This window comes from Neisseria sp. 74A18 (genome assembly GCF_001308005.1).
Classification (GTDB): domain Bacteria; phylum Pseudomonadota; class Gammaproteobacteria; order Burkholderiales; family Neisseriaceae; genus Neisseria; species Neisseria dumasiana.
Genome location: NZ_LGZA01000038.1, coordinates 1 through 22,362, shown reverse-complemented (window position 1 = coordinate 22,362; position 22,362 = coordinate 1). Strand labels below are relative to the sequence as shown.

At 46.4% G+C, this 22,362-nt stretch carries 15 protein-coding genes and 1 pseudogene; 8 read left to right on the top strand and 8 right to left on the bottom strand.

The annotated features are described in order from the left end of the window. Positions 1 to 389: 389 nt before the first annotated feature. Positions 390 to 1,265: a chorismate mutase gene (locus tag AKG43_RS10505; RefSeq protein WP_054600510.1), complete on the bottom strand. Its 876-nt coding sequence runs from the start codon at positions 1,263 to 1,265 to the stop codon at positions 390 to 392. Between the two features lie 242 nt (positions 1,266 to 1,507). Between AKG43_RS10505 and AKG43_RS10500 the strand changes: the two genes are divergently transcribed. Both AKG43_RS10500 and AKG43_RS10495 read left to right on the top strand, forming a co-directional pair. After that, complete coding sequence (locus AKG43_RS10500; protein ID WP_054600509.1) at positions 1,508 to 3,658, top strand: AsmA family protein; 2,151 nt, start codon at positions 1,508 to 1,510, stop codon at positions 3,656 to 3,658. Between the two features lie 305 nt (positions 3,659 to 3,963). Further along, complete coding sequence (locus AKG43_RS10495) at positions 3,964 to 5,130, top strand: nitronate monooxygenase family protein (RefSeq protein ID WP_054600508.1); 1,167 nt, start codon at positions 3,964 to 3,966, stop codon at positions 5,128 to 5,130. 76 nt (positions 5,131 to 5,206) lie between these two features. Here AKG43_RS10495 and AKG43_RS10490 read toward each other — a convergent pair whose 3' ends face one another. The 5 genes from AKG43_RS10490 to AKG43_RS10470 form a co-directional block, all read right to left on the bottom strand. Continuing rightward, positions 5,207 to 5,857 carry an ABC transporter ATP-binding protein gene (locus AKG43_RS10490; RefSeq protein ID WP_054600507.1) on the bottom strand — a complete coding sequence of 217 codons (651 nt, stop codon included), beginning with the start codon at positions 5,855 to 5,857 and terminating at the stop codon, positions 5,207 to 5,209. After that, positions 5,854 to 6,651 (bottom strand): ABC transporter permease, encoded by a 798-nt coding sequence (locus AKG43_RS10485; protein ID WP_054600506.1) that lies wholly within the window; start codon positions 6,649 to 6,651, stop codon positions 5,854 to 5,856. Before AKG43_RS10485 ends, AKG43_RS10490 begins: the two co-directional genes overlap by 4 nt. Further along, the gene (locus AKG43_RS10480; protein ID WP_197273145.1) at positions 6,651 to 7,856 is read right to left on the bottom strand and encodes a capsule biosynthesis protein; all 1,206 of its coding nucleotides are present in this window, start codon (positions 7,854 to 7,856) and stop codon (positions 6,651 to 6,653) included. Before AKG43_RS10480 ends, AKG43_RS10485 begins: the two co-directional genes overlap by 1 nt. Positions 7,857 to 7,882: 26 nt before the next feature. Then, positions 7,883 to 9,058 (bottom strand): polysaccharide biosynthesis/export family protein, encoded by a 1,176-nt coding sequence (locus AKG43_RS10475; protein WP_054600511.1) that lies wholly within the window; start codon positions 9,056 to 9,058, stop codon positions 7,883 to 7,885. 129 nt (positions 9,059 to 9,187) lie between these two features. Continuing rightward, complete coding sequence (locus AKG43_RS10470) at positions 9,188 to 12,781, bottom strand: hypothetical protein (RefSeq protein ID WP_054600505.1); 3,594 nt, start codon at positions 12,779 to 12,781, stop codon at positions 9,188 to 9,190. Positions 12,782 to 13,143: 362 nt separating this feature from the next. Between AKG43_RS10470 and AKG43_RS10460 the strand changes: the two genes are divergently transcribed. The 3 genes from AKG43_RS10460 to AKG43_RS10450 all read left to right on the top strand — a co-directional run bounded on the left by AKG43_RS10460 (position 13,144) and on the right by AKG43_RS10450 (position 17,629). Next, positions 13,144 to 15,207, top strand: coding sequence for a capsular polysaccharide biosynthesis protein (locus AKG43_RS10460; protein ID WP_197273144.1), 2,064 nt, complete (start codon positions 13,144 to 13,146; stop codon positions 15,205 to 15,207). A 44-nt stretch (positions 15,208 to 15,251) separates the two neighbouring features. After that, positions 15,252 to 16,535, top strand: a complete 1,284-nt coding sequence (locus AKG43_RS10455; protein WP_054600502.1) for a capsule biosynthesis protein — start codon at positions 15,252 to 15,254, stop codon at positions 16,533 to 16,535. Between the two features lie 89 nt (positions 16,536 to 16,624). Continuing rightward, complete coding sequence (locus AKG43_RS10450; RefSeq protein ID WP_054600501.1) at positions 16,625 to 17,629, top strand: S49 family peptidase; 1,005 nt, start codon at positions 16,625 to 16,627, stop codon at positions 17,627 to 17,629. A gap of 305 nt (positions 17,630 to 17,934) precedes the next feature. On the opposite strand, the gene AKG43_RS10445 is transcribed toward AKG43_RS10450, so the two are convergent. Further along, positions 17,935 to 18,750, bottom strand: coding sequence for a M48 family metallopeptidase (locus AKG43_RS10445; protein WP_054600500.1), 816 nt, complete (start codon positions 18,748 to 18,750; stop codon positions 17,935 to 17,937). On the opposite strand from AKG43_RS10445, the gene AKG43_RS13560 reads away from it, so the two are divergent. Continuing rightward, a complete protein-coding gene (locus AKG43_RS13560; protein WP_255351201.1) occupies positions 18,738 to 18,872 on the top strand; it encodes a hypothetical protein in 135 nt (44 codons plus the stop codon). The genes AKG43_RS10445 and AKG43_RS13560 overlap by 13 nt on opposite strands. Positions 18,873 to 18,893: 21 nt before the next feature. On the opposite strand, the gene AKG43_RS10440 is transcribed toward AKG43_RS13560, so the two are convergent. Next, positions 18,894 to 19,598 (bottom strand): SIMPL domain-containing protein, encoded by a 705-nt coding sequence (locus AKG43_RS10440; RefSeq protein WP_054600499.1) that lies wholly within the window; start codon positions 19,596 to 19,598, stop codon positions 18,894 to 18,896. An 851-nt stretch (positions 19,599 to 20,449) separates the two neighbouring features. Between AKG43_RS10440 and nhaC the strand changes: the two genes are divergently transcribed. Together nhaC and AKG43_RS13415 are read left to right on the top strand one after the other, a co-directional pair. Further along, complete coding sequence (gene nhaC / locus AKG43_RS10435; protein ID WP_054600498.1) at positions 20,450 to 21,832, top strand: Na+/H+ antiporter NhaC; 1,383 nt, start codon at positions 20,450 to 20,452, stop codon at positions 21,830 to 21,832. Positions 21,833 to 21,985: 153 nt separating this feature from the next. Further along, a pseudogene (locus AKG43_RS13415) lies at positions 21,986 to 22,120 on the top strand (signal peptidase); the annotation flags it as partial. Between the last annotated feature and the right edge of the window lie 242 nt (positions 22,121 to 22,362).

The window sequence follows — 22,362 nt, the reverse complement described above, 5'->3', positions numbered from 1 at the left end:
TATTAATATATTTTAATTTTATGTGTTAAGCATTTTATGATTTAATCATTATGTTTTTTGAATAATATTTGAAAACCAACCTGCCGTTTTTTGTCGTTTATTTGCCCCAACGCGCAAGGAGGGGTTTATTATTTTGTCATGTGACGTTTTTTGTCGGGATGTAACGCGGCATGGTCGGAGAATAAGCGTAGGTCGGATACTTGTATCCGACAAAACGGTTGCTAACACGGAGATGTTTAATCATTGTGATAATGTATAAACGTCGGATTCGAGAATCCGACCTACAAAGGAAACCGTTTTTTTCAGACGGCCATGTTTGATTCGTAGGGGCGGATTGTATATCCGCCCTTGCACGGCTTGAGGGAAACGTATTGAGAAAAACGCCAACCTTATAAGCTGTTTACGATGCCGTCGGCACCTGCGGCTTGGGCGAGTTTGTATAAAATTTCTTGGGGCATATCGCCGTGCCACAAGCGGGTGATGTTGGCGATAACGGGCAGATGGCTTACGCGGCGCACGAGCACGATGGCATCTACGTCTAGGCGGTAGGTGTGTTCCGGCTCGAAGCTGAGGGTGCCTGCTTCGCCGAGAATGATATGGTGGTTGCCGCGCAAGGCGATGTGTTCGGCGGCAACCAGCCATTCGTCGGCGCGGTGGTGTTTGTCTTTACATAACACAACGGGGGTATTCAGACGGCCTACTTCGTCTTGAAGGGCGCGGTTGCTCATGAGTTCGCCGCCGAGATAGAGGATGTCGGCTTCGGCATCCAGTGTGGAGGCGAGCTGACGCACGTCGCGGATGCGCACGATAACGGGTTTGCCTGCCGCATGGTGTTTGGCCACTTCGGCCTGCATGGCGCGGATTTGCTCGTGTTCGTTATGGGCAACGGCATCGGTATAGGGGCGGGCGGGCAGGTAGAAGGGATCGGCAAATGCCATATCGGCTTTGCCGGATTGTTGCGGGTTGGCAGTAATATCAAGCATTTTGCTGCCGCCGATGGATACGCCGCGCACGGTAATCACGGTGTTTTCAGGGCTGGTTTCGCGGCTGATGATTTTCCATTCGTTGAGCACGCGGATGGCTCGTTCGACTCCGTTCAGGCGTTCCAATTCGTTGGGGTGAAACACGCGCTCGTCGCCGACTGCGCCGATAATGGTGCGCTCTTCTCCGCGCGAAACGTGTTCCTGCAAACCTCTGCTGCGGATAAATTGGATTACGCTTTCGACTGCTTCGGGCGCAGCCTGTTTCTGCATCACAATAATCATCATACGCTCCGAATATTCAAGGCCGCGTGCATCACTCTTATATATATGTATATAGGATGTATGGCACGATGAGCGGTTGCGGCTGTTAGTGAAGTTTTCCAACCGTGGCGGCGAAGCGGTGCCGTCTCGCCATTCGCTGCCGTTGGTGCCGAATAGTAGCAATATTCGGCTTTATCCGCTACCAAACGATGTTCAGACGGCCTATATGCTATACTTCAAGCGTTTCTTTTTATTCTTTTATCATGGTTAAACTCTTCCGCTCCGGAAAATTTTGGCTGCGTTTCTCTGTATACGGCATGATTGCGCTGGCCTCTTCCGTGCTTATCGCCCAAGGTTTTCTGCATTATCTGTTCGACAGCCGGCACATTCAGGCTTGGGCAGATGAAGCGGTGCGGGGCAGCGGCCGCACGGTGCGTTTCAGCAGTGAGATCGGCCGTTCGTGGCTGCCCCGCCCTACCGTTACGCTGTATGATGTGGCAGTGAGCAAGCCCAACAGCGCGGCATCGGCTCTGCACGCCAAAGAAATGCGCATCGGGTTGGCATGGAGCAATCTTTGGAGCGACAAGGCGGTTATTGAAAAATGGGTGGTAAAAGAAGCGGATGCGCAAGCCAATCAGCAACCCGACGGCGTGTGGAGCTTTCAGGATTTATGGAAAACATCCGGCCGCGCGGCACAAATAAACAGGCTGGTCATTGAAAACAGCCGTCTGAACATAGGCACGCCCGACGCGCATTACGACACCCGAAATTTTAATTTAAATTTAAGCGGCGAATCTGAATCTTCGCGCACGTTTACCTTAAACGGAACAACACACCATAATAAACATCAACTTTTCAGATGGCACAGCACAGGCCGTCTGAATATCAACGGCAGCGAATGGCTTTTCCCCGCCGTTCATGTAGATGCCACTCTGCCTACGGGCAATGAAACCACTTCGTTTGCCGCCGATGCCGACCTTACTTGGCAGCCGAAAAACCACACCTTGCAAGCCCGCAACCTGCGCCTGCGTGCCGACAGCTCTTTTCACAAACTGCACCTTACCGCGCAAAGCCCTGCCCTGCTTTGGAAGAAAAAACACATCAGTGTGAGCGAAATCAGCGCGGTGTTTACTGCCCGTTCGTCGTCGGAAAGCAGTTGGGACGGCTCTCTGGCACTCTCCCGCATCAGCCTGCGCCCAACCGTGGCCACCATCAGTGAATTTGAATTCAACGGCAGCCATAAAAACCAAACGAAGCAAACCACTTTTAATCTTTCAGGGCCGCTTATCTGGCAAAAAGACACCTTGTTGGAATCGGAAAAATTCAGATTAAGCACCCACCAAGACAGCCTGAAAGCCGCCCCGCGTTCGCGCCTAGTCAGCCAAATGGAAGGCCGTTTCGCCTTGCATAACAACAAAAATTGGACACTTGATTTAAAAGGCTTGTTTGACCGGCAAAACACAGAAGTTTCCGCCCGCTATACCGCCGCCGGTACAGACACCCCCGCCACAATCCGTGCCACAGTCGGCATGCAGAAACTGTCGCTGCTTCCTTATTGGAGCGATTTCCAAGCCAAAAGCGGCAATCTTTTCCCCGCATTTTTAAATCAAACGGCCATGCCGCAAGTTCATGCCGATATCCGCATCGGCAGCCTGAATATGCCCGGCCTGCAAATGGACGATTTGCAAACCGTGCTTTATGCCGACAACCAACGCATCACGCTCACGAATTTCCGTGCCGGGCTCTACGGCGGCCAAACCGAAGGCGGCATCAGTATCGCCAACACCGATCCGCCGGCCTACCATTTGCAGCAAAACGCACGCGGCGTACAAATCCGCCCGCTTGTGCAAGACTTGCTCGGCTACCACCGTATCGGCGGCATAGGCGATGCGGTAATCGATCTCACGGCAAAAGGCCATAACCGCGAAAGCCTTACCAAAACACTCAACGGCACTTTGCAGCTTAACGTCAGCCAAGGCGCATGGCTGGGCTTGGATATCTCCAATGTTTTGCAAAGTTTGGGGAACAATACTGCCGTTAATAATAAAAACCGCGACATGCAAACGCCCTTCCGCCATTTTTCGCTCACCAGCGAAATCCGCAACGGCGTCGGCACCCATGAAAATGCCGAGCTTACCTCCGACATTTTCAATATCACCAGCAGCGGGCAAACCGATTTCAACGCCCAAACCATGTCGGAAAACATGTTGATACGCAATGTAAAAAACAGCCAAGCCAAGCCCATACCCATCAAAATCAACGGCCCGGTGGACAACCCCTCCGTTACGTTAGACTACAACAAGCTCACTTCAGGCTTGGAAACACCACAAGAAAAACAACACGCTTTAGCGGAAACCCTGCGCGAACAGTGGCAATGGTTGAATGCCCCCTCCCAATCGGCATCTGCGCCTTGAAACGGCACATCACTTTTTTCAGACGGCCTCACACACCTGAACCTACCACCCTCAAAGAAAACCAAACAATTGAATTTCAGAGTATTTTTCTCAATTTTTACCGCCATGAAATATCCGGCTTCATGGCGGTAAAGCAAATTTACACACTCTCCAAAAAAATAACTATAGTTCTACTCTAATTTCGATTTAAATTAGAGTATAATGCCTAATCCAAAAATACCCTACGGCTTGGTGCTTCATCACCTGCCACAGCCGCTCCATAGTCAATCATAAAATCCGCATTTCACTATAAAGGAAACCTATTCATGCAACACAGCTTCGATCCCTTGTTTATTCGCGGCAAATCACTGATTCCGATTGTGCAGGGCGGAATGGGCGTAGGCGTATCCGCTTCCAAACTTTCCAGCGCAGTGGCCCGCGAAAACGGCGTCGGCACGATTGCCAGCGTAGATTTGCGCCATTTGCATGAAGACTTGCTGGCCGAGTCGAAAATCAACCCTTCCGAAGAAAAATACTGCAAACTCAACCATATTGCTCTTGACAGAGAAATCCGCAAAGCGAAAGCGGATGCCGGAGGCAAAGGCATCATTGCCGTAAACGTGATGAAAGCCGTTAAAGACCACCAAGCGTTAGTGCGCCAGGCATGCGAATCGGGCGCAGATGCGATTGTGATGGGCGCGGGCCTGCCGCTTGACCTGCCCGAAATGACTGAAGGCTACCATAAAGATATTGCTTTGCTACCCATTCTTTCCGAATCGCGCGGCATCAATATTGTGCTCAAACGCTGGATGAAAAAAGGCATACTGCCCGATGCGATTGTGATCGAACACCCCGCACATGCCGCAGGCCATCTCGGCACAATGACCGTAGACGGCGTGAACGATGAAAAATTCGAGTTCAAACGCGTTATTGAAGAAACCTGCGAAGTTTTTAAAAAACTGGGGCTGGAAAGCGAAAAAATACCTTTGATTCTTGCCGGCGGCATGGCCAATTTCGACAAAATCACCACCGCCTTAAAAGCATGGGGAGCTTCTGCCGTACAAATCGGCACCGCGTTCGCCGTAACCGAAGAAGGCGATGCACACTTAAATTTCAAAAAAACTTTGGCCGGCGCACCGCTTGAGCAAGTCGTCGAATTTATGTCGGTTGCCGGCCTGCCCGCCCGCGGCGTGCGCACTAAATTTCTAGAAAGCTACATCAAACGCGAAGCAAAGCTGCAAGCCAATGCCAAAGCCGACTCACGCCGCTGCACGCAAGGTCTCAACTGCCTTTCCGTGTGCGGCCTGCGCGACGGTTTAGATAAAGTGGGGCAATTCTGTATCGACATCCAACTGGCCGCCGCTTGGCGCGGCGAAATGGATAAAGGATTATTCTTCAGAGGCAAAGACCCCCTGCCCTTCGGAAACGCCATCAAGAGCGTGCGCGAAACGATTCAATATCTCTTGCAAGGCTCCGTCCCCGAAACGGCATAAACTGTTTTTTATTTATAAATATAAAGATGCCGTCTGAAAAGATTTCAGACGGCATCTTTATAAAACAGATATAAACTCAAATACGAGTATTGTAGTATTGGTAAGCATCATCCATATTATCGAACTGATGCAGCCTGCCCGCTTCCAACACCATGGCATTGTCGCAATATTGCTTCATCGCACTCGGGCTGTGCGACACCAGAATAATCGATCGGTCTTTACGCTTCTCAAACAGCTCGTAGCGGCATTTTTCCGAAAAACGCGAGTCGCCCACCGCAATCACTTCGTCGATCAGATAACAGTCGAATTCTACCGCCAGCGATAATGCAAATGCCAGCCGTGCCTTCATACCTGAAGAGTAGCGTTTTACCGGCTCATAGAGATATTGCCCCAGCTCGGAAAACTCTTCCGTAAACGCCTTCACATAATCGATATCAACATTATAAATCCGACAGATAAAGCGCAAATTATCCATACCGGTAAGGCTGCCTTGAAACGCCCCGCTGAACGCCAACGGCCAAGAAATGCTCATCGTGCGTTTAATCTCGCCCTCGGTGGGCGGTTCCACACCGCTGATCAAGCGTATCAGCGTGGATTTGCCCGCCCCGTTCCGGCCTAGGATACCGATTTTTTCGCCTTTTTCGAGCTGAAAATTGATATCTTCCAACACCGTCCGCCAGCCCAATCGTGTCTGATATTTTTTATACACATGTTCAACAGAAATCATTGGGGTTCCACCCCCTTGCTGAATTTAGCCACCATCGCCAATCCTATCCACAGCATGACCAAATTGCACAATAACAAATACCACGGGTTTTCCAACGTATTTGCCGCACTGCCGAAATAACCGTGCCGGAACATTTCCGTACCGTGTACCATCGGAATCCACAATATGTACTTTTGAGCTTGGTAAGGCAATGAAGAAACAAAGAAAAAAGCTCCGGATAAAGGCAGCATAATAAAACTGAAGGTATTCCAAAGTTTACCCAAGGCATCAAATTTAAAAGCAACGGAGCAAATAATCAAACCCAATCCGAAAGCAAATAAGGACATCAAAAACCACGCAATAAGCATATAAAAAATATCTGCGGGCGGTTCGATCCATCTTACCGCAATCAACACCGCCATAATCGCGACTTGTGCTACAGTGGCTCCGGCAACTTCCAACAACACGCGAGCCAATATGGTATCCAACACTTTTACATTGCGGTGATAGAGCAAACTGGAATTTGCCGAAATCGCGCCGACGGCACGGTTTGACGCATTACGCCACATCATGGCCATCGGATAACCTGTCAGCGTAAAAGCGACAATATTAAGGGTGGAAAAATGATCTGCGTGAATAAACTTCCACAATATAACGATGAGCACCGTCATTAACAACGGCTCTACAAACAGCCACAGAAAACCGATATTGTTGCGACCGTAACGGGTGATGATTTCACGCATCAAAAGCGCACCGACTACCCGCTTTTGAATGGCTAAAGACTCCCAAAAAGTAGTTTCATGCAGCGCTTTCATCAGTTTTTATGCTCTCTTATGCTGGCAGTCAACAAACTCAAAATGCCATACAACATCAAACCGATAAAAAATGTTGCAACGATGTTATATAAGCGTTGCGGCTTCAAAGCCATATCAGGACGATTGGGCTTAGACACGACTTCAAGATAAAGCTGCTTGCGCTCTGCCTCTGCTTTCGCGTTTTCCAGTGCTGCAATGGCTGCCGACAATTGCTTTTCCGCCAACTCATTTTCTAAAAACAAACGCTGATATGCCGCCGCTTGAGCCGTTATAGAATTGCTTGATCCCCCTGAAATCATCTGCATTTGCTGCTTGATTTCACGCTGCAAACTTTTTTCGCGTGCTTTCAGGCCGGGGATTTGGGGGTTTTCAGGTGTAACCGCTTTTACTTGGTCTAATTGTGTTTGAATCACAATTAACTCATCCTGTAATTTAGACACCAGCCCCATTTGTGCTTCGGATTGGGCTTTCAAATCAAAAATACCGTGTTTGGTTCGATACACGGCCATTTCTTCAGCTGCATTCTTAACACGCTCTTCGGCCACCGCTACATTTTGCTGAGCTTGTTCAATAGTGTCTTTACGCGCCCGGGCGTTAAGCTTATTGATCAGCTCCTCACCCTTACTCAACAATGCCGCATTAATTTGCTGTGATTCTTGCGCATCAAAAGACTCCACCCCCAACGTAGAAATTCCGGACACCGGATCAAAAGCAATAGAGACCTTATCTTTATAGTATTGATAAAAAGCTTCAACAGAATCACTGAATCCGAAGCCATTAAAGCGGCTGAAAACATCACCTTTTTCTTCGTAATACGAACGAACGGGAATCGTCTTACTTAATTCATCTAAAGCGGTACGCGATCCCATGTAGTCTCTAACAGTATAAGTATCGTCTTGAGAACGGGTGAAGCCTGCACTTTGCAGCAAAGCCCCCAAACCGCCTGTAGAAGTTTGATTATGAGGCGAACGCACCACAAAGCTGGATTCAGACGTATATCGATCTGATGCCCATCCGGAAAAATAAACCACTGAACATACGGTTGGAATAATAATTGTCACCCAAGCCAATAACCCGGGTTTGGGGAGACGAATCTGTTTTTTCTGCTGCCGCCGAATCACATCACGTTGAGCATCATCCGCAGCCTTTTGGTTTGATTCGAGTGGTTTCAGGCTTATTTCCGCATCTGTATTTTTTTCAGACATTTTTAATTTACACTTTCTTTTGGCGATCAATTAGCTATATTGTTCACACTGTTCACACCGCTCACCACAGGAGAAAATACAAATTGCAAAAACTTCTGCATTTCAGCCAGCGGAGCATTGGCCACATACACAATGTCTTTATCCTTCATAGGAAATTTCTGCAACCAAAACAACGAATTTGCATCCAGAAGATTCATTCTGTAAACAGTTGGCACTTCCATTGAAATATCATAGCCTTTGGCCAACCACTTTTCTTTCTCTTCTTGAGGCAGCAACTCTAAAGGCTGATATCGAAACACAAAAACACCCTTAGGATTGGCACGCCGATCCAACAAACCGCCGGAAGCGCCAATCGCCTCACCTAAATTCATACCCTTGGCCGAAAAGGAGATTTGCTGGTTTTTACCAAGCGCCCCCAGTGCAGTGAAACTGAGAGGCTTCGAAAGCAAAGTGATCACATCACCCGGCTGCAAAATAACATTTTGCACCGGCTGGGCCGTAATCGTTTCTAAAGCAACCGTACGAACCATGTTTCCACGGGTCATCTGTACCGATATATCTTGTACCCCACTATCCGTTCCGCCAATAGCGGCTACCGCATCTAAAACACGCTCGCGATGGCCGGTTAAAGGCATTCTGATACTGCGCCCGGCTCGAATTACCGTAGCATTGCTTGAGTTATTTTGCACAACCCTCACCATGGCCTGCGGCTGGTTTGCCATTTTTTTCAGACGGCCTACAATCTCTTTTTCAATCTGTACCGGTGTTTTGCCACGAGCAAAAATATGCCCTAAAAAAGGTATTGAAATCTCTCCCCTCGAACCCACAACTTGAGGGGGCAGGTTAACCGTTTGAGCCGATCCTGATCCTACCGAATTCAATGCTCCACCGAACAATACAGCTGGCGCGGCTTCCCATAAGGTAATTTCCAATACATCGCTAACCCCTACTAAATCTGCAAAACCCGAATCCCGTATTGTCAAATCAAGCAACGACTGCTTTTTTTCTGCAGAGTAAAGTTTACCGATAACTTTTTCATCCACAGATATTACAGACACATCGGGCACTTTTATCGTTTGCTGCGGCAACATCAAAATAGCATTAGTCTCCGGCCCAGAGCTTGGCACAATCCCGCATGCATTGGTACCTGTCAACACCAGTATCAAACTGATACGACATAATGTTTTCTCAAAAATACCCATACAATCTTTCAATCCAAACATGGCATTAATATCAATCGCCATATAAAACAAATGTCAATCCCTGCTGCCTTACAGGGATTGACACAATGAATCATTCAAATTTACCGATCTTTTCCCTTAAGAATTCTCTCAATTGATAAACTTCTGAATAATATTCTGACTATATCTTAATGTCAGAGTGTTGCTAACCAGCAGTTTTTTGACGAAATAAGGAACATAACGAGCATCTTCTATGAATAATCTCGGATTGTCTTTTAGCTTCCGGACTAACCGTTCCTTTTTAGTCAAATTCCGTTCCTTAGCAACCAGTTTCTCAATATTTGGGGGAGATACTGTATTTTTTTGAACAGAAATCTCAGGAACTTTGCTTTTTTCTGTCACACAGGCTGTCGCCAGCGATACAGTTGGTTTGGCCGGTTCCAAATATTTTTGGTAAGCAACTACAGCTCCAGCTTTCCATTTGGATTGATTCACTAAATAATTGTAATTTTCCTTATTCAGATGGCCTTTGGTATCTAAAAACTCTCTTGCATTGGCTATAACACTAAACTCTGCACCCGCAAACATATTCTCCAATAACAATCCCTCAAAAAGTTTTACATCCTCAGCAGCAGGCGTACTTCCAAACATAAACATCAAATTTGCCCCTACCGAAGGAGGTAGTTCAATATCTAATGATAATGTATGCAAACGGGAAACAAAGTCTTCGGCAAAATCTATGACGCCTTGCTGTATAGTGCGTACGAAAAAGCATCTAGATTCTTCCTCCTCCGAATATAAATAATTCGTTTGGCGATTACCCTCTTCATCAATATAAAAATTAACAAAACTTCCTGCATCAGAGCTCAACATGGACTCCAGCAAAGGAATATAATCGTTGAAGGTATGACGGGCTGAAGAGCGCTGATTGTCATAATTGCCTAGCCAGCCCTCGAAAATCTCGTGACGGAAAGATGGCAATACATAATTGTGCGTCAGCATATAGAGACCAATGAACGATTTGCCCGTAATACTTTTAATTTTTCGCTGCATAGTGCCACTGTATCCGATATCAACCATGGCTATATTTATAGCGTCATATACTCCCTCTTCTTCAAGGTAATCACAATAAAGCCTTCTCTCTTCTTCTGCTTTAAGCAGAATTAGATCCTGGATATCGGCAACAAAACTATTTGTAACACCTAAATCATCAGGAAAATGGATTTTGCTTGAACCATCCGCTTTAAAACCGTATTTTTTCAGAATATGAGCCGGAATATCTTTTACTGATAAACCGAAACGCGAACTTAAAAAATTCTCTACGGTGGTTACCCCGTAATTCAGCATCGCCGTTTCAAAAATATTGTCAAGGTTAAAAATCCCCGGCACTGCCACTCCCCTACGGGAACAAAGCAAATAACGATATTCGGGCAAATCGGAAAATACTTTTCTGAAAATCTCATAAACTTTCATGATCAAGTACCCATCCCGTGCTAAAAAATACACTCTCTCAGCACGGTTAGTTTGTAGCCTGCGGATAACCCATTGGACATAGCTCACTAAAAAAGGTCCTACTACGCTATAGCCTAAGTTGTATAAATCGTGATTGCCAATACCAGCATTGTCAAAATGTGCTCTTGGGCTGCTGAAAAATTTATTGGCTATCATGCCTGCAATCAAACTTGTATCGTACGAATTATGGCGCAATGCTTTGTCCATCAACTTACCATAATAGCTACGTCGCATTTGCTCTACCGCTTTGGGTATTACATGAGTGGTAATCCCGTATTTACGAGCCATTTCTCCGTCGGCACGGGGATTATCTCCGATGTGGAGAAATTTTCCTTTGCCATAAGTTTCATTGGTTCTAGCAATATACTCAGGGAAAATCGAGCCGTCTTCTTTTCTCGTCCGCGTTTCAGAGGATACTAAAAGTTGGTCATATTCACCATAACCGTTGGCTGTTACCACCTCTTTTATGAAGTCCTCATCCAAATAAATATCTGTGATGATTGAACGGACTTTACCGAAAATATTGGCAAAATCCCATGTTCTTTTCATTAAACGGCGAGGCTTGATGCAGTTCTTTTCTGCAAACAGCTCAAGGTTTTTTAAAGCCTCAATATGCTTGTCTTCTAACTTGCTTTTATCACTCAAACAAGTATAAATTTCTTTAAATTGGACTTCTCGCCTATTGTTGGCAAATTGTACCCTTGCTAAACGTTCACTTTCTCGGCGAAGCATGTGAAAAGGCATATAGACATTGTTAGTCATATGCTTAATCTTATCCTCCAAAGCCTGGAATAACTCATGGGGATGAATGAAAGGTCTATCAACCAACGTGTCGAATAAGTCCCAAGAAATTAAATCATGAAACAATATATCCACAAAAATAGGATTTTTATCTTTGGCGATTCCTTTACTTTGCAGCAGTTTGTCCCATTTGCGCCACTGACTTGCCTGAACGACATCTTGGAAATATGCTTCTAATGAAGAATATACGTCCGGCAATAAAGATGATGCCACAACATTACTTTCAGCTTTCTGCCAGTTATGGAAGTATTCGTTTAAGTATTGGTAAAAGAATTCGGGATTTTCAACTTTACTTCCAAGCAGCAAATGATATTTCAAAAAGAAAAATTTCAATATTTTGAAATTGTTCATCTCGTCATACGGAAGATCAAATACATTCGCGATATCATCGATAGAACACGTTGCTGCTTTATTAATATGGCTGGATCCCGCAGCTATCAAGGGCTTGTTAAATAACAGGGCCTGGAAAGCCAGTGATGAAGAAACAGACACTACCGCATCAATATGCGGCAGCAAGGCTTGGGATACATAGGGTATCCGATCCAAGCTATCAAGCTGAATAAGATTCTCATGCTTAAGTTTCAACTTGTAAAACTTGCCTTGGGAAACAGCAGGCTGATAACCAGAATGGCCGGTAACCACAACCCCCCATGTTTTAGGCACACGGTTTAATACATCTTCAAGAAACTCAAGCTGATTTTTATAACGGCTGCATTCATCAAAAGCATAATAACCGTCCACCTGCAATGGTAATAGAAGCAATTTTTCAAAACGTGACTGATATTTCTCAATAATTCCCCAGGTGGGATCGTGAGGCACGATCTGTTGTGCGTACCAGTTTTTAATCTTTCTTAAAATTTCTCCGTCTTTCTCGGAAATTGTGATGTCGGCCAACACATCCTCACTATTAAAGCTAGATTTAGCATACAGGCCTTTCGCATCAAAAAGATAGGTTTGAGGAAAAGGCTCTTTAAATGTCATGCCATACATGGCATGCAAAATCAGAGCATTAGGATAAAGTTTCCTTAAAAAAGGAGCATGTGTTTCATGCATCAACACTAAATCTGGCTCCCAATCGCCCAATGTCCGTTTTACCAGATCGGCCAATTGATCCGCTTTTTTATGACTGTGGCTATCATGATAGTTGCAGGAAGCGGCCTCACGATAATTGGCATAAATACCGTTCAACTCATCAAGTTCCAATACTCTAATATCACTATGCAACCACAAAGGCTTCTCACAATGAACGTGTTCATATAACTTGTCGGAAACAATAATCTGTATATTCAAATGAGGATTTTCGCGCAAGAGTAATGTGCGCAGGTAGTTGTAATGCCCATAAGCCCCCATTCTGAAATCTTCAGAAAGCTCAACCCATGGTTCAACATATAACAAAATATTTTTTAGATTTTTTAGTTTTGCACTGCTCATAAAGTAAATCCGTCCCTTTTTTAAAATTCCTGAAAAGCCCCGCCATAACAGATAGCTATCATCAGCTCCAAAACAAATAAAAGTAAACATATGTTTACAATATTAAACTAAAAATGATACTATGGCAAATGTTATTAATTCAATTGCTCACTATTATTAAGAATATAAAATACATTCAGTAATTTCACTTTAAAATTATTATTCTTGATAAATATAAATTTAGATGAATTTACCCGCATTTCCATATCCAAGTCCGAGTTGCTTATCCAAATTTCACCATCGATATTCATTAACATAACTTTAAAAACATTACAGAAATTAACATTTATTTTGCCCTTGGCCGTTACGACACTTTTATTATCATGCAGACAGCTCTGATTTTCTCTCGCGGAATACGTAACATCCCCCACCTGGCGAGGTTGCTTCCTGATTTTTACTGCAATACGCCGCATAAACAGAAAACATGCGTATTGGGCTGGGGTTTGCGTCCTACAGCCCAGAAAGCTCGTGTCTATGCAAAAAAACACCGTCTTCCATTCATTGCTTTAGAAGACGGCTTTCTGCGCTCAATCGGTTTGGGCATTACAGGCTGCCCGCCGCTTGCTTTGGTTGTTGACGATTTAGGTATTTACTACGACACCACCCGCACTTCACGTTTGGAGCAGCTGGTTTTGGCTGCGGACAGCATGCCGCCTGAAATCATTGAAGATGCCCGAAAAGCAATCAGCCTTATCATTGCAAACAAACTTTCCAAATACAACCATGCGCCAATCTTTTCAGACGGCCTCTCTATCAAAAGGCCGTCTGAAAAAGAAGTTGTGTTGGTTATCGACCAAACCTACGGCGATATGGCGGTGCAATACGGCGGCGCGGATGCAGATACTTTTAAGCGCATGTTTCAGACGGCCTTATCTGAAAATCCCGATGCGGAAATCTGGGTGAAAACCCATCCCGATGTATTGAGCGGCAAAAAACGCGGCTACCTTACCGACCTCTCTAACCATGCGGAAAATGTGCGTTTGGTGACAGAAGACATCAATCCGATTTCCCTTTTGGAGCAAGCAGATAAAGTTTATTGCGTTACCTCTCAAATGGGATTTGAAGCCCTGCTGCTGTGCAAGCCCGTGGTCACTTTCGGACTACCGTGGTATGCAGGCTGGGGCGTTTCCGACGACCGCCATTCCGGTGTAGCCGGTTTAACCGCACAAAAACGTCGTGCCTCCCGCTCGCTGTTGCAACTTTTTGCCGCCGCTTATCTGCAATACAGCCGCTACATCAACCCGAACACCGGTAAAACGGGAACGATATTCGATGTTATCGACTATCTTTCTTCTGCCCGCCGCTTAAATGAAAAGTTGCGCGGCAATCTTTATTGCGTCGGCATGTCTTTGTGGAAACAAGCAGTAATCAAGCCGTTTTTCAAAGTACCCTCTTGCCGACTGCACTTCGTTTCGTCTTTCAAAAAACTGGAAAAATCTGTATTGCCACCTGATGCACGGCTTTTGGTTTGGGGAAACGGCAGTCAGGAATCGGCTGATTTTGCTCAAAAACACAATCTGCCCGTACTACGGATGGAAGACGGTTTCATACGTTCGGTGGGATTGGGCTCCAATCTGGTGCCGCCGCTCTCGCTCGTTATCGACGATCAAGGCATTTACTTCAACGCAGAACAGCCCTCCCGCTTGGAGCACATTTTGCAGAGCCGCGAATTTACCGCACAGGATTTTCAGACGGCCTCTTATTTGCAGCAAGCGCTTACCGAAGCGGAAATCAGCAAATACAACGTCGGCAACGGCACGCTCAATATTCCGGATACCGACCGTAAAGTGCTGCTGGTGCCCGGTCAGGTAGAAGACGATGCCTCCATCCGCCACGGTTCGCCTGAAATCCGCACTAATTTGGGTTTATTGAAAAAAGTGCGTGAGCTGAACCCCGATGCCTACATCATTTACAAACCCCACCCCGATGTTGTGAGCGGCAACCGCGTCGGCGCAATTCCGCCGGAAGAAGCATCACGCTATGCCGACCAAACCGTTACCGAGTGCGACATCCTCACTTGCCTGAAACATGCCGATGAAGTGCATACTCTGACTTCCCTATCCGGATTCGAGGCCTTATTGCGCGGCAAAACCGTACATTGTTACGGCCTGCCGTTTTATGCCGGCTGGGGATTAACTCGGGACTATCTGAACCTGCCGCGCCGCACTCGAAAATTGGCGTTATGGGAGCTGGTGGCCGGCACATTGATTCATTACCCGAACTATGTTCATCCTGAAACAGGCTCTTTCATCAATACTCAAACGGCCATCACCATTTTACGCAAACAAAAGGAAATGCTTCGCAATATCGATTTGTTGCATAAAAGTTTTCTTTCCAAACAATGGTGGAAATTCAAGCAACTCTGTTTACTCTTCAAATCAATTTAATGTTATAGTTTCAAATATTTTCTAAAACAAAAAGAATAATTTACATGGAAAACATCTACGCCAAAAGCAATTTGGAGAATTTGATTTTCCAAAACAAACGTATCTTATTGCTGCAAGGGCCGATAGGACCATTTTTCAAAAGCTTGGGAAGATGGTTAAAGAATCAGCACAACAAAACCGTATTCAAGTTGAATTTTAATTATGGCGACGAGTTATTTTACCCGTCTCATATCCCCGATACTTTTGCCTACCGTGACACCTATCAGGCATTTCCTGATTTTTTGATTAATTTTGTCGCAGAGCACCGAATCGACGCAATCGTGTGCTTCGGCGATACACGCCCTTATCACATCGTTGCGAAACAGATAAGCGAAAAACTCAATTTAAGTTTTTGGGTTTTTGAAGAAGGCTATTTCAGGCCTTTTTATGTAACGCTCGAGCAAAACGGGGTGAATGCTTTTTCTACTCTCCCCAGAGATGCCGCTTTTTTCTTAGAAAAATTTCCTAAACTCATCAAAAAAAAATACTCGGAACCGCCTGTTGTCAGAGGTGGATTTATTCCTATGGCGCAATGTGCCATCCGTTATTATTGGGCGGCCGGTAACAACCGAAAATGCTATCCTCATTACATACACCACCGTTGCAGCAGTATCCCCAACTATATCCGTTCATGGACGATTTCAGGTATAAAGCGGGCTGCTTATTGGCTCACGGATAGAAATTTCAGCAAAAAAATCCAGCAAGGCTGCTACGGTAAATTTTATATTTTGCCATTGCAAGTATTTAACGACAGCCAAGTGCGCGTGCACAGTGATTTTTCGTCCGTCCAAAATTTTTTGCTCCATGTATTGTCTTCATTTGCAACACATGCGCCGGAAGATACCAATCTGATTGTGAAACACCACCCTATGGACAGGGGATTTACAGACTACCGAAAAACTATCAACCGGTTCGTACAACAGCATCCCAAATTAAAAAAACGCATTTTTTATGTTCATGATGCGCCTTTGCCCGTTTTCTTGCGTCACGGGATAGGCATGGTAACTTTAAACAGCACCAGCGGCCTCTCAGCTCTGATTCACAACATGCCGGTAAAAGTGATTGGCCGCGCCAACTACAATATCGAAGGGATCACCTTTCAAGGAAGTCTGGCAGAATTTTGGAAACATCCCACACCGCCCGATGCCGAGTTGCTCCATGCTTACCGTATGTATCACATCAATGTAACCCAAATAAACGGCAGCTTTTACAGTACGGTACGTTTTCCCGAAATAAAAACCGATATCCCCGCCCGCATCATATCGACAAACAATACAGCCCATGTTTAGCCTCACCATCAGGCCGTCTGAAAGTCAAGTTTTCAGACGGCCTCAATTAAACTAAAATAGCAGCCGGTTTATTTTAGGAAGTTGTCAACATGCAATACCGCATACCTCAAGAAGGCCAAACACCGCCAGAGCACACCTCCCCCGCCGCCACCGGCGCAAATTGGGAACATAAAGTGATGCGTGATGCCTTAATGGCCTCTTATCAAGAACAACGCCGCAACCGCTTTTGGCGCAATATCTGGCGTTCTGTTTGGACATTGATGATCTTATCGGTTGCCGTGCACTCTTGCAGCGATTCAGACGGCACACACCAGCTCATGGCCGCCAAATCCAGCGAACATACCGCCGTGATTTCACTCAACGGTGCAATCGGCGGTAATTACGACGAAGACCAAGTAGCCATGCTGAGAGACAGCCTCGAAGCCGCTTATGGCAATTCGGGCGTAAAAGGCATCATTATCCGGGCCAACAGCCCCGGCGGGTCGCCCGTAGTATCCAATATCGCCTTTAACGAAATCCGCCGCCTGAAAGAGGAGCACAAAAACATTCCGCTTTATGTGGTAACAGAAGATGTGTGTGCTTCCGGCTGCTACTACATCGCTTCAGCGGCCGATAAAATTTATGCCGACCCCACCAGCATTGTGGGCAGTATCGGCGTGATCGGGGGCGGCTTCGACCTCACCGGCCTGATGGACAAAATAGGTGTGAAACGCCGTTTGAAAACAGCCGGCAGCAACAAAGGCATGGGCGATCCTTTTACGCCTGAAACCCCCGAACAAACCCGCATTTGGGAAAATATGCTGGCCGACATCCATCAAGAATTTATCAAAGCCGTGAAGCTGGGCAGGGGCAGCCGTCTGAAAGACAAAGAAAATCCCGATGTATTCAGCGGCAGAATCTACACTGGCAACGAAGCGAAAAAAATCGGCCTGATTGACGACTACGGCAGCATATACAGCGTGTCGCGCGATGTGATCAAAGCACCGATGCTGGTGGATTACACACAAGAAGACAACTTCAGAAAGTTACTCAGCCGCAGCCTGCGTTCGGAAACTTCGGCATTGCTCGAATCCATCGGCAACCGTATTTGGTAATCTTTCCGGCAACGTGCAGTAACGCATGATGAAAATAAGTTGCCCGCTGTAAAACCGGCAAGCCGTCTGAACAGTATCTTTCAGACGGCTTGCCGGTTTTATGTATGGCTAAACTACTTGCTGAGTAACAAATCGCAGGGGCGGATGATATATCCGCCCCTGCAACATTACAGAGAAAAATTTCACTTGTATATCAGATCACTTACTTAACAACCGTTCCGCCATACTTGAGCCAAGCCCGAACATGACGAATATACTATTTTTAAGTTGATTGACTAAATAAGCACGCGTTCCGATAGTGCGCCTTAGCGGCTGCGTTTATTGCGCTCGTAAATCGGCATCACTTCAGGCAACATTTTGCGGATGGCTTCCATACGGTCTTTACTAGACGGATGGGTCGAGGCCAAAGTTGCCAAAGCACCGTGGCTGTGGCCGCCTACTTTTTCCATTTTTTCCCATACCGCAATCGCCGCTTGCGGGTTGTAGCCCGCTTCCGCCATCAAACGCACGCCGCCGGCATCGGCTTCACGCTCTTGGCTGCGTGAGAACGGCATATTCACGCCGTATTCGCTCAACAAAGCAGACGAAAGATTAACAGTATCGTTGCTTACCCCTGTTTTGGCTGCCAACACCGAACCGCCCACACCAACGGCAATATTGGTTAACACCTGCTGGCCGATGGCTTTCTTGCTGTGTTCCAACAAGGCATGGGTCATTTCATGGCCGACCACGGCGGCGATTTCATCGTCGTTCAGTTTCAAACGCTCAACCAAACCGGTGTACATAGCCATTTTGCCGCCCGGCATTGCCCAAGCATTCAGCTCGTTGGAGCGGATCACGCTCATTTCCCATTTGAAGGGAACGCCGGTTTGGTTCGCCCGTTCCGCATGGGGTTTCAAGCGGTTGAATACCGCATGAACACGCTTGGCCGTTTTGGAAGACGTATCCAAAGCACGCTGGCTACGCGCCTGATTCATCACTTGGGCGTAGTTTTTTGCCGCACCTTCATTTAAGGTTGCGCTGTCGTAACCGGCGATATCCGCCACAGAAGTACACCCTGAAACGGCCAATACGGCTGCACACAGCAAAGCACCGCTGCGTAATGCAAATGTTGATTTCATACCTGCTCCTAAATGTGTTGATGGCACCTGCGATTGTTTTTCAGACGGCCTTCCTACTCTTTCGGAAAGGCCGTCTGAATCTTAAGCGTATCGTCGGAAAGCATTACGACGACACGCCCTAAAAAACCCAAAAACAAACACCGTTACATTTGAATCGTACCGCGCACGGTAATGCTGATTTCTTCCGTTCCCGGTGCGGTCTGCTCCGGCACCGCCGTCGCAGCTTCGGCAGACACGGCTTTAGCCCGCATCACTTGTGCGGGTGCGCTGCTCACGGAGCGGTTGCCGATTTGTCCGAAATCCAAACGCACGATTTTGTAATTGCGGAATCCCATATTTTTGGTTAACGAATCGGCGCGGTCTCTGAAACGCTTCAGCGCAGCCTTGCTGACTTCGTCCACCGTATCTTCACGGCTTTGTTTCGACACCCTGAAAGTCAGGCTGTCCAGATTGGCCTCGCTGCGCGTTTCGGCAATCAGCTTGTTAACGGCTTCAAAATTTTTACTTTCCACCTGCAATACGGCCTGCTCTTCCCAACCTGTTTGGGTTTGCTTGCCCTTATCGGAAAATTCATAGCGAGGAGAAGCACTGCGGTGCAGCAATTCGGTTTTGAACTCATTCGATGTTGCCTTACGGGTAACATGATTGAGCTTTTTGATAAAATTGGCGCTGACTTCTTCCTGATTCTTGCCTTCTTCATGCACACGCAAGCGGGCGATTGCCGTATCGCGCAGCACTTCGATACTGGCACTCTCGGAAAATTCAACAACATTGTAGTGGAGTGTTTCTGCGGAAACAGGCAATGCGGCGGCCAACAAGGCGGCAAACAATGCAACGGGCTTCAACATTTTGTCTTTCCTGTTTTAAATGTTTAAAACGTTTTGAGCTTAATTTAGCATAATTTATTGATGTTTTTTGATAAGATGTGCGAAGCAGATAAAATGAAGATTAGCACATTTCTAAATTTTTATTAATTTTCTTTAATATATTCAGCAGCTTTCATGTTCTTCATCCGCAGACCGCATTCTATTTATGCGGCATTTTTTACATAAGATTTCACTTCAGGCTTTAAAGGCAAACCGATATAGTCAATCAACTTATTTTTAATACAAGTTGCAATAAGATGCAGACAGTGCAAACAGTACGGAACCGATTCTGTTGCCGCATTAACGGCTTACACCACCGTTCTCTTTGAGCTAAGGTGCGGCAACGCCGTCGTCAAAGTTAAACGGATTGACCATAGCGTTTGAATTGCAACCGCTTATCTAACGGTTGGTTAGTTCATGCTAAGAAAATGTGCCCGCATCTTCCCTATTTTCGGCACATTTGTTAAATTGTTACCCAATCCGACAAGCAGATGCGTTTACGGCGCAAGCGATTGTATTTCGGTGTGTGCCGTTAGCAGTATGCTGCAAAACCGATAGGCAAATAAACTTTATGTCTGCGACCGGCCTTGCCGCCGGGTATCAAAAATAAGTTCATTTTGCTATATGCACGCGGGTGCATCTGCAAGCATTTCAACTCACATGTGTCTTTGCAACGAACTGATTAAGATAATTGCGGCTTGATCCGATACCCTCTTCTTATTGCAGGCCGTCTGAAAAACCGAAACGGCTTTGCATCCGCCCGATAACCTTCTGCAATATACTGATCGAAGGTGCTTTTTTATGGGAAACAAGCACCACAGGAGAAAGTTTCAATGAAAAAACCTCTATTAAATATAAGCCCGCGCGAGGCCTTGCCGGTTTGCGCCTTGATTATCGCCACCATGGGCGTAACCATGATCGGTTTCGAATGGGTACCGCATTTGTCTGTGATATTGGTATTGTGCGGGCTTTTAGCGATGGGCAAATGGAAAGGTTTGTCGTTTAAAGATATGCAGGAAGGCATGGCTTCGGGCGTGATGTCGGGCATCGGTGCCATTTATCTGTTTTTCTTCATTGGTCTTTTGGTATCGGCCATGATGATGTCGGGGTCGATTCCCACATTGATGTATTACGGCTTCGACTTGATTTCGCCGAGCATCTTTTATCTTTCCGTATTTGTGCTGACTTCGATTGTCGGTATTTCCATCGGCAGCAGCTTAACCACCTGCGCCACGCTGGGCGTTGCCTTTATCGGCATGGGCAGCGCATTCGGAGCGAACCCCGCCATTGTTGCGGGTGCGGTGGTATCCGGCGCATTTTTCGGCGACAAAATGTCACCGCTTTCCGACACCACCAGCATTGCCGCCTCTATCGTCGGCATCGATTTATTCGAGCACATCCGCAATATGATGTTCACCACCGTGCCGGCTTGGATACTCACCGCTGCGATTTTGTGGATGCTCTCCGGCGATATCGCCCAAGCCGACTTATCCGGCGTACAAAACTTCCGTACCCAACTTGAAAACACCGGGTTGATTCACGCCTATACCCTGCTGCCCTTCGCCGTTTTACTCGCCTTGGTACTGAAAAAAGTTAACGCCATTTACGCCATCATCACCACCATCATCGTCTCACTCATCATTACCTACATACACAGCAGCCCGAGCATCGGCGAGCTTGGCGGCTATTTCTTCGGCGGCTACAAGCCTGCCGAAGGCTCGGATTTGGGCGAAGTGGGCAAATTGGTTTCGCGCGGCGGCATCAACAGCATGTTTTTCACCCAAACCATCGTTATTCTCGCCCTCAGCCTCGGAGGCTTGCTCAACACTTTAGGTATCTTGCCTGCATTGCTGTCGGCAATCAGCCACTTGCTCGTTAATGCCGGCAGAGCCACCTTTTCCGTGGCCGCCACTTCTTTGGGCGTAAACGTGTTGATCGGCGAACAATATCTCAGCCTGCTGCTGGCCGGAAACACCTTCAAGCCCGTTTACGAACGGCTCGGCCTGCATCCGCGCAATATTGCGCGCACGGTCGAAGATGCCGGCACCGTGATCAATCCGCTCGTTCCTTGGAGCGTGTGCGGCGTATTCATCAGCAATGTTTTGGGCGTGCCCGTTCTCGATTATCTGCCCTACGCTTTCTTCTGCTATCTGTGCCTGCTGCTTACCCTGATGTTCGGCTTTACCGGTTTCACGCTCAGCAAAGCAGACAAATAACAAAACAAGTGAGGCCGTCTGAAAAATGTTTTTCAGACGGCCTAAATTTTTTCAGACACCGGCACCTTCCTATGCCCTATTTCTACACACCTACCGCAAATCTCTGTCGCAAACGAACTTAACTTGCCGCATCGTGGCTGCCTCGTATCAAAAATAAGCAGATTGAGACCTTTGCAAAAACCCCATCTGCGGCGCATTTCTGCGTTGTGTGCTGCCCGCTCGTTTGCACCCGCTGTGCTGCTACGCCTTAAACTGCATCCACATCTGAGGTTTTTGCAAAGATCTCAGATTGAATATACACCACCGCCATTGCCTCACTTTCCACCTGTTTTCTATACAACCGGCTCGAGACTTTCTTCTCAAAAAATATCTACTATAAATAAAAAAGCAGAAATTAAAACCATTTGAATATTTTATTTAGCAAATCCAACTTCACAAATGTAAAAAAATAATTGAAACCGGAACAAAAAAAACATAAAAAAATAAATTTGCATGTATATTTATTCTGTATATTTTCTGTCTCTTATACA

What these genes read in the sequence shown, in the direction of transcription:
- AKG43_RS10485 (WP_054600506.1), bottom strand. Translation starts at nt 6,651, where the DNA reads ATGAAAGCGCTGCATGAAACTACTTTTTGGGAGTCTTTAGCCATTCAA.
- AKG43_RS10480 (WP_197273145.1), bottom strand. Translation starts at nt 7,856, where the DNA reads ATGTCTGAAAAAAATACAGATGCGGAAATAAGCCTGAAACCACTCGAA.
- AKG43_RS13560 (WP_255351201.1), top strand. Translation starts at nt 18,738, where the DNA reads ATGTTGATTTCATACCTGCTCCTAAATGTGTTGATGGCACCTGCGATT.
- AKG43_RS10495 (WP_054600508.1), top strand. Translation starts at nt 3,964, where the DNA reads ATGCAACACAGCTTCGATCCCTTGTTTATTCGCGGCAAATCACTGATT.
- AKG43_RS10440 (WP_054600499.1), bottom strand. Translation starts at nt 19,598, where the DNA reads ATGTTGAAGCCCGTTGCATTGTTTGCCGCCTTGTTGGCCGCCGCATTG.
- AKG43_RS10500 (WP_054600509.1), top strand. Translation starts at nt 1,508, where the DNA reads ATGGTTAAACTCTTCCGCTCCGGAAAATTTTGGCTGCGTTTCTCTGTA.
- AKG43_RS10505 (WP_054600510.1), bottom strand. Translation starts at nt 1,265, where the DNA reads ATGATTATTGTGATGCAGAAACAGGCTGCGCCCGAAGCAGTCGAAAGC.
- nhaC (WP_054600498.1), top strand. Translation starts at nt 20,450, where the DNA reads ATGAAAAAACCTCTATTAAATATAAGCCCGCGCGAGGCCTTGCCGGTT.
- AKG43_RS10490 (WP_054600507.1), bottom strand. Translation starts at nt 5,857, where the DNA reads ATGATTTCTGTTGAACATGTGTATAAAAAATATCAGACACGATTGGGC.
- AKG43_RS10470 (WP_054600505.1), bottom strand. Translation starts at nt 12,781, where the DNA reads ATGAGCAGTGCAAAACTAAAAAATCTAAAAAATATTTTGTTATATGTT.
- AKG43_RS10455 (WP_054600502.1), top strand. Translation starts at nt 15,252, where the DNA reads ATGGAAAACATCTACGCCAAAAGCAATTTGGAGAATTTGATTTTCCAA.
- AKG43_RS10450 (WP_054600501.1), top strand. Translation starts at nt 16,625, where the DNA reads ATGCAATACCGCATACCTCAAGAAGGCCAAACACCGCCAGAGCACACC.
- AKG43_RS10460 (WP_197273144.1), top strand. Translation starts at nt 13,144, where the DNA reads ATGCAGACAGCTCTGATTTTCTCTCGCGGAATACGTAACATCCCCCAC.
- AKG43_RS10445 (WP_054600500.1), bottom strand. Translation starts at nt 18,750, where the DNA reads ATGAAATCAACATTTGCATTACGCAGCGGTGCTTTGCTGTGTGCAGCC.
- AKG43_RS10475 (WP_054600511.1), bottom strand. Translation starts at nt 9,058, where the DNA reads ATGGGTATTTTTGAGAAAACATTATGTCGTATCAGTTTGATACTGGTG.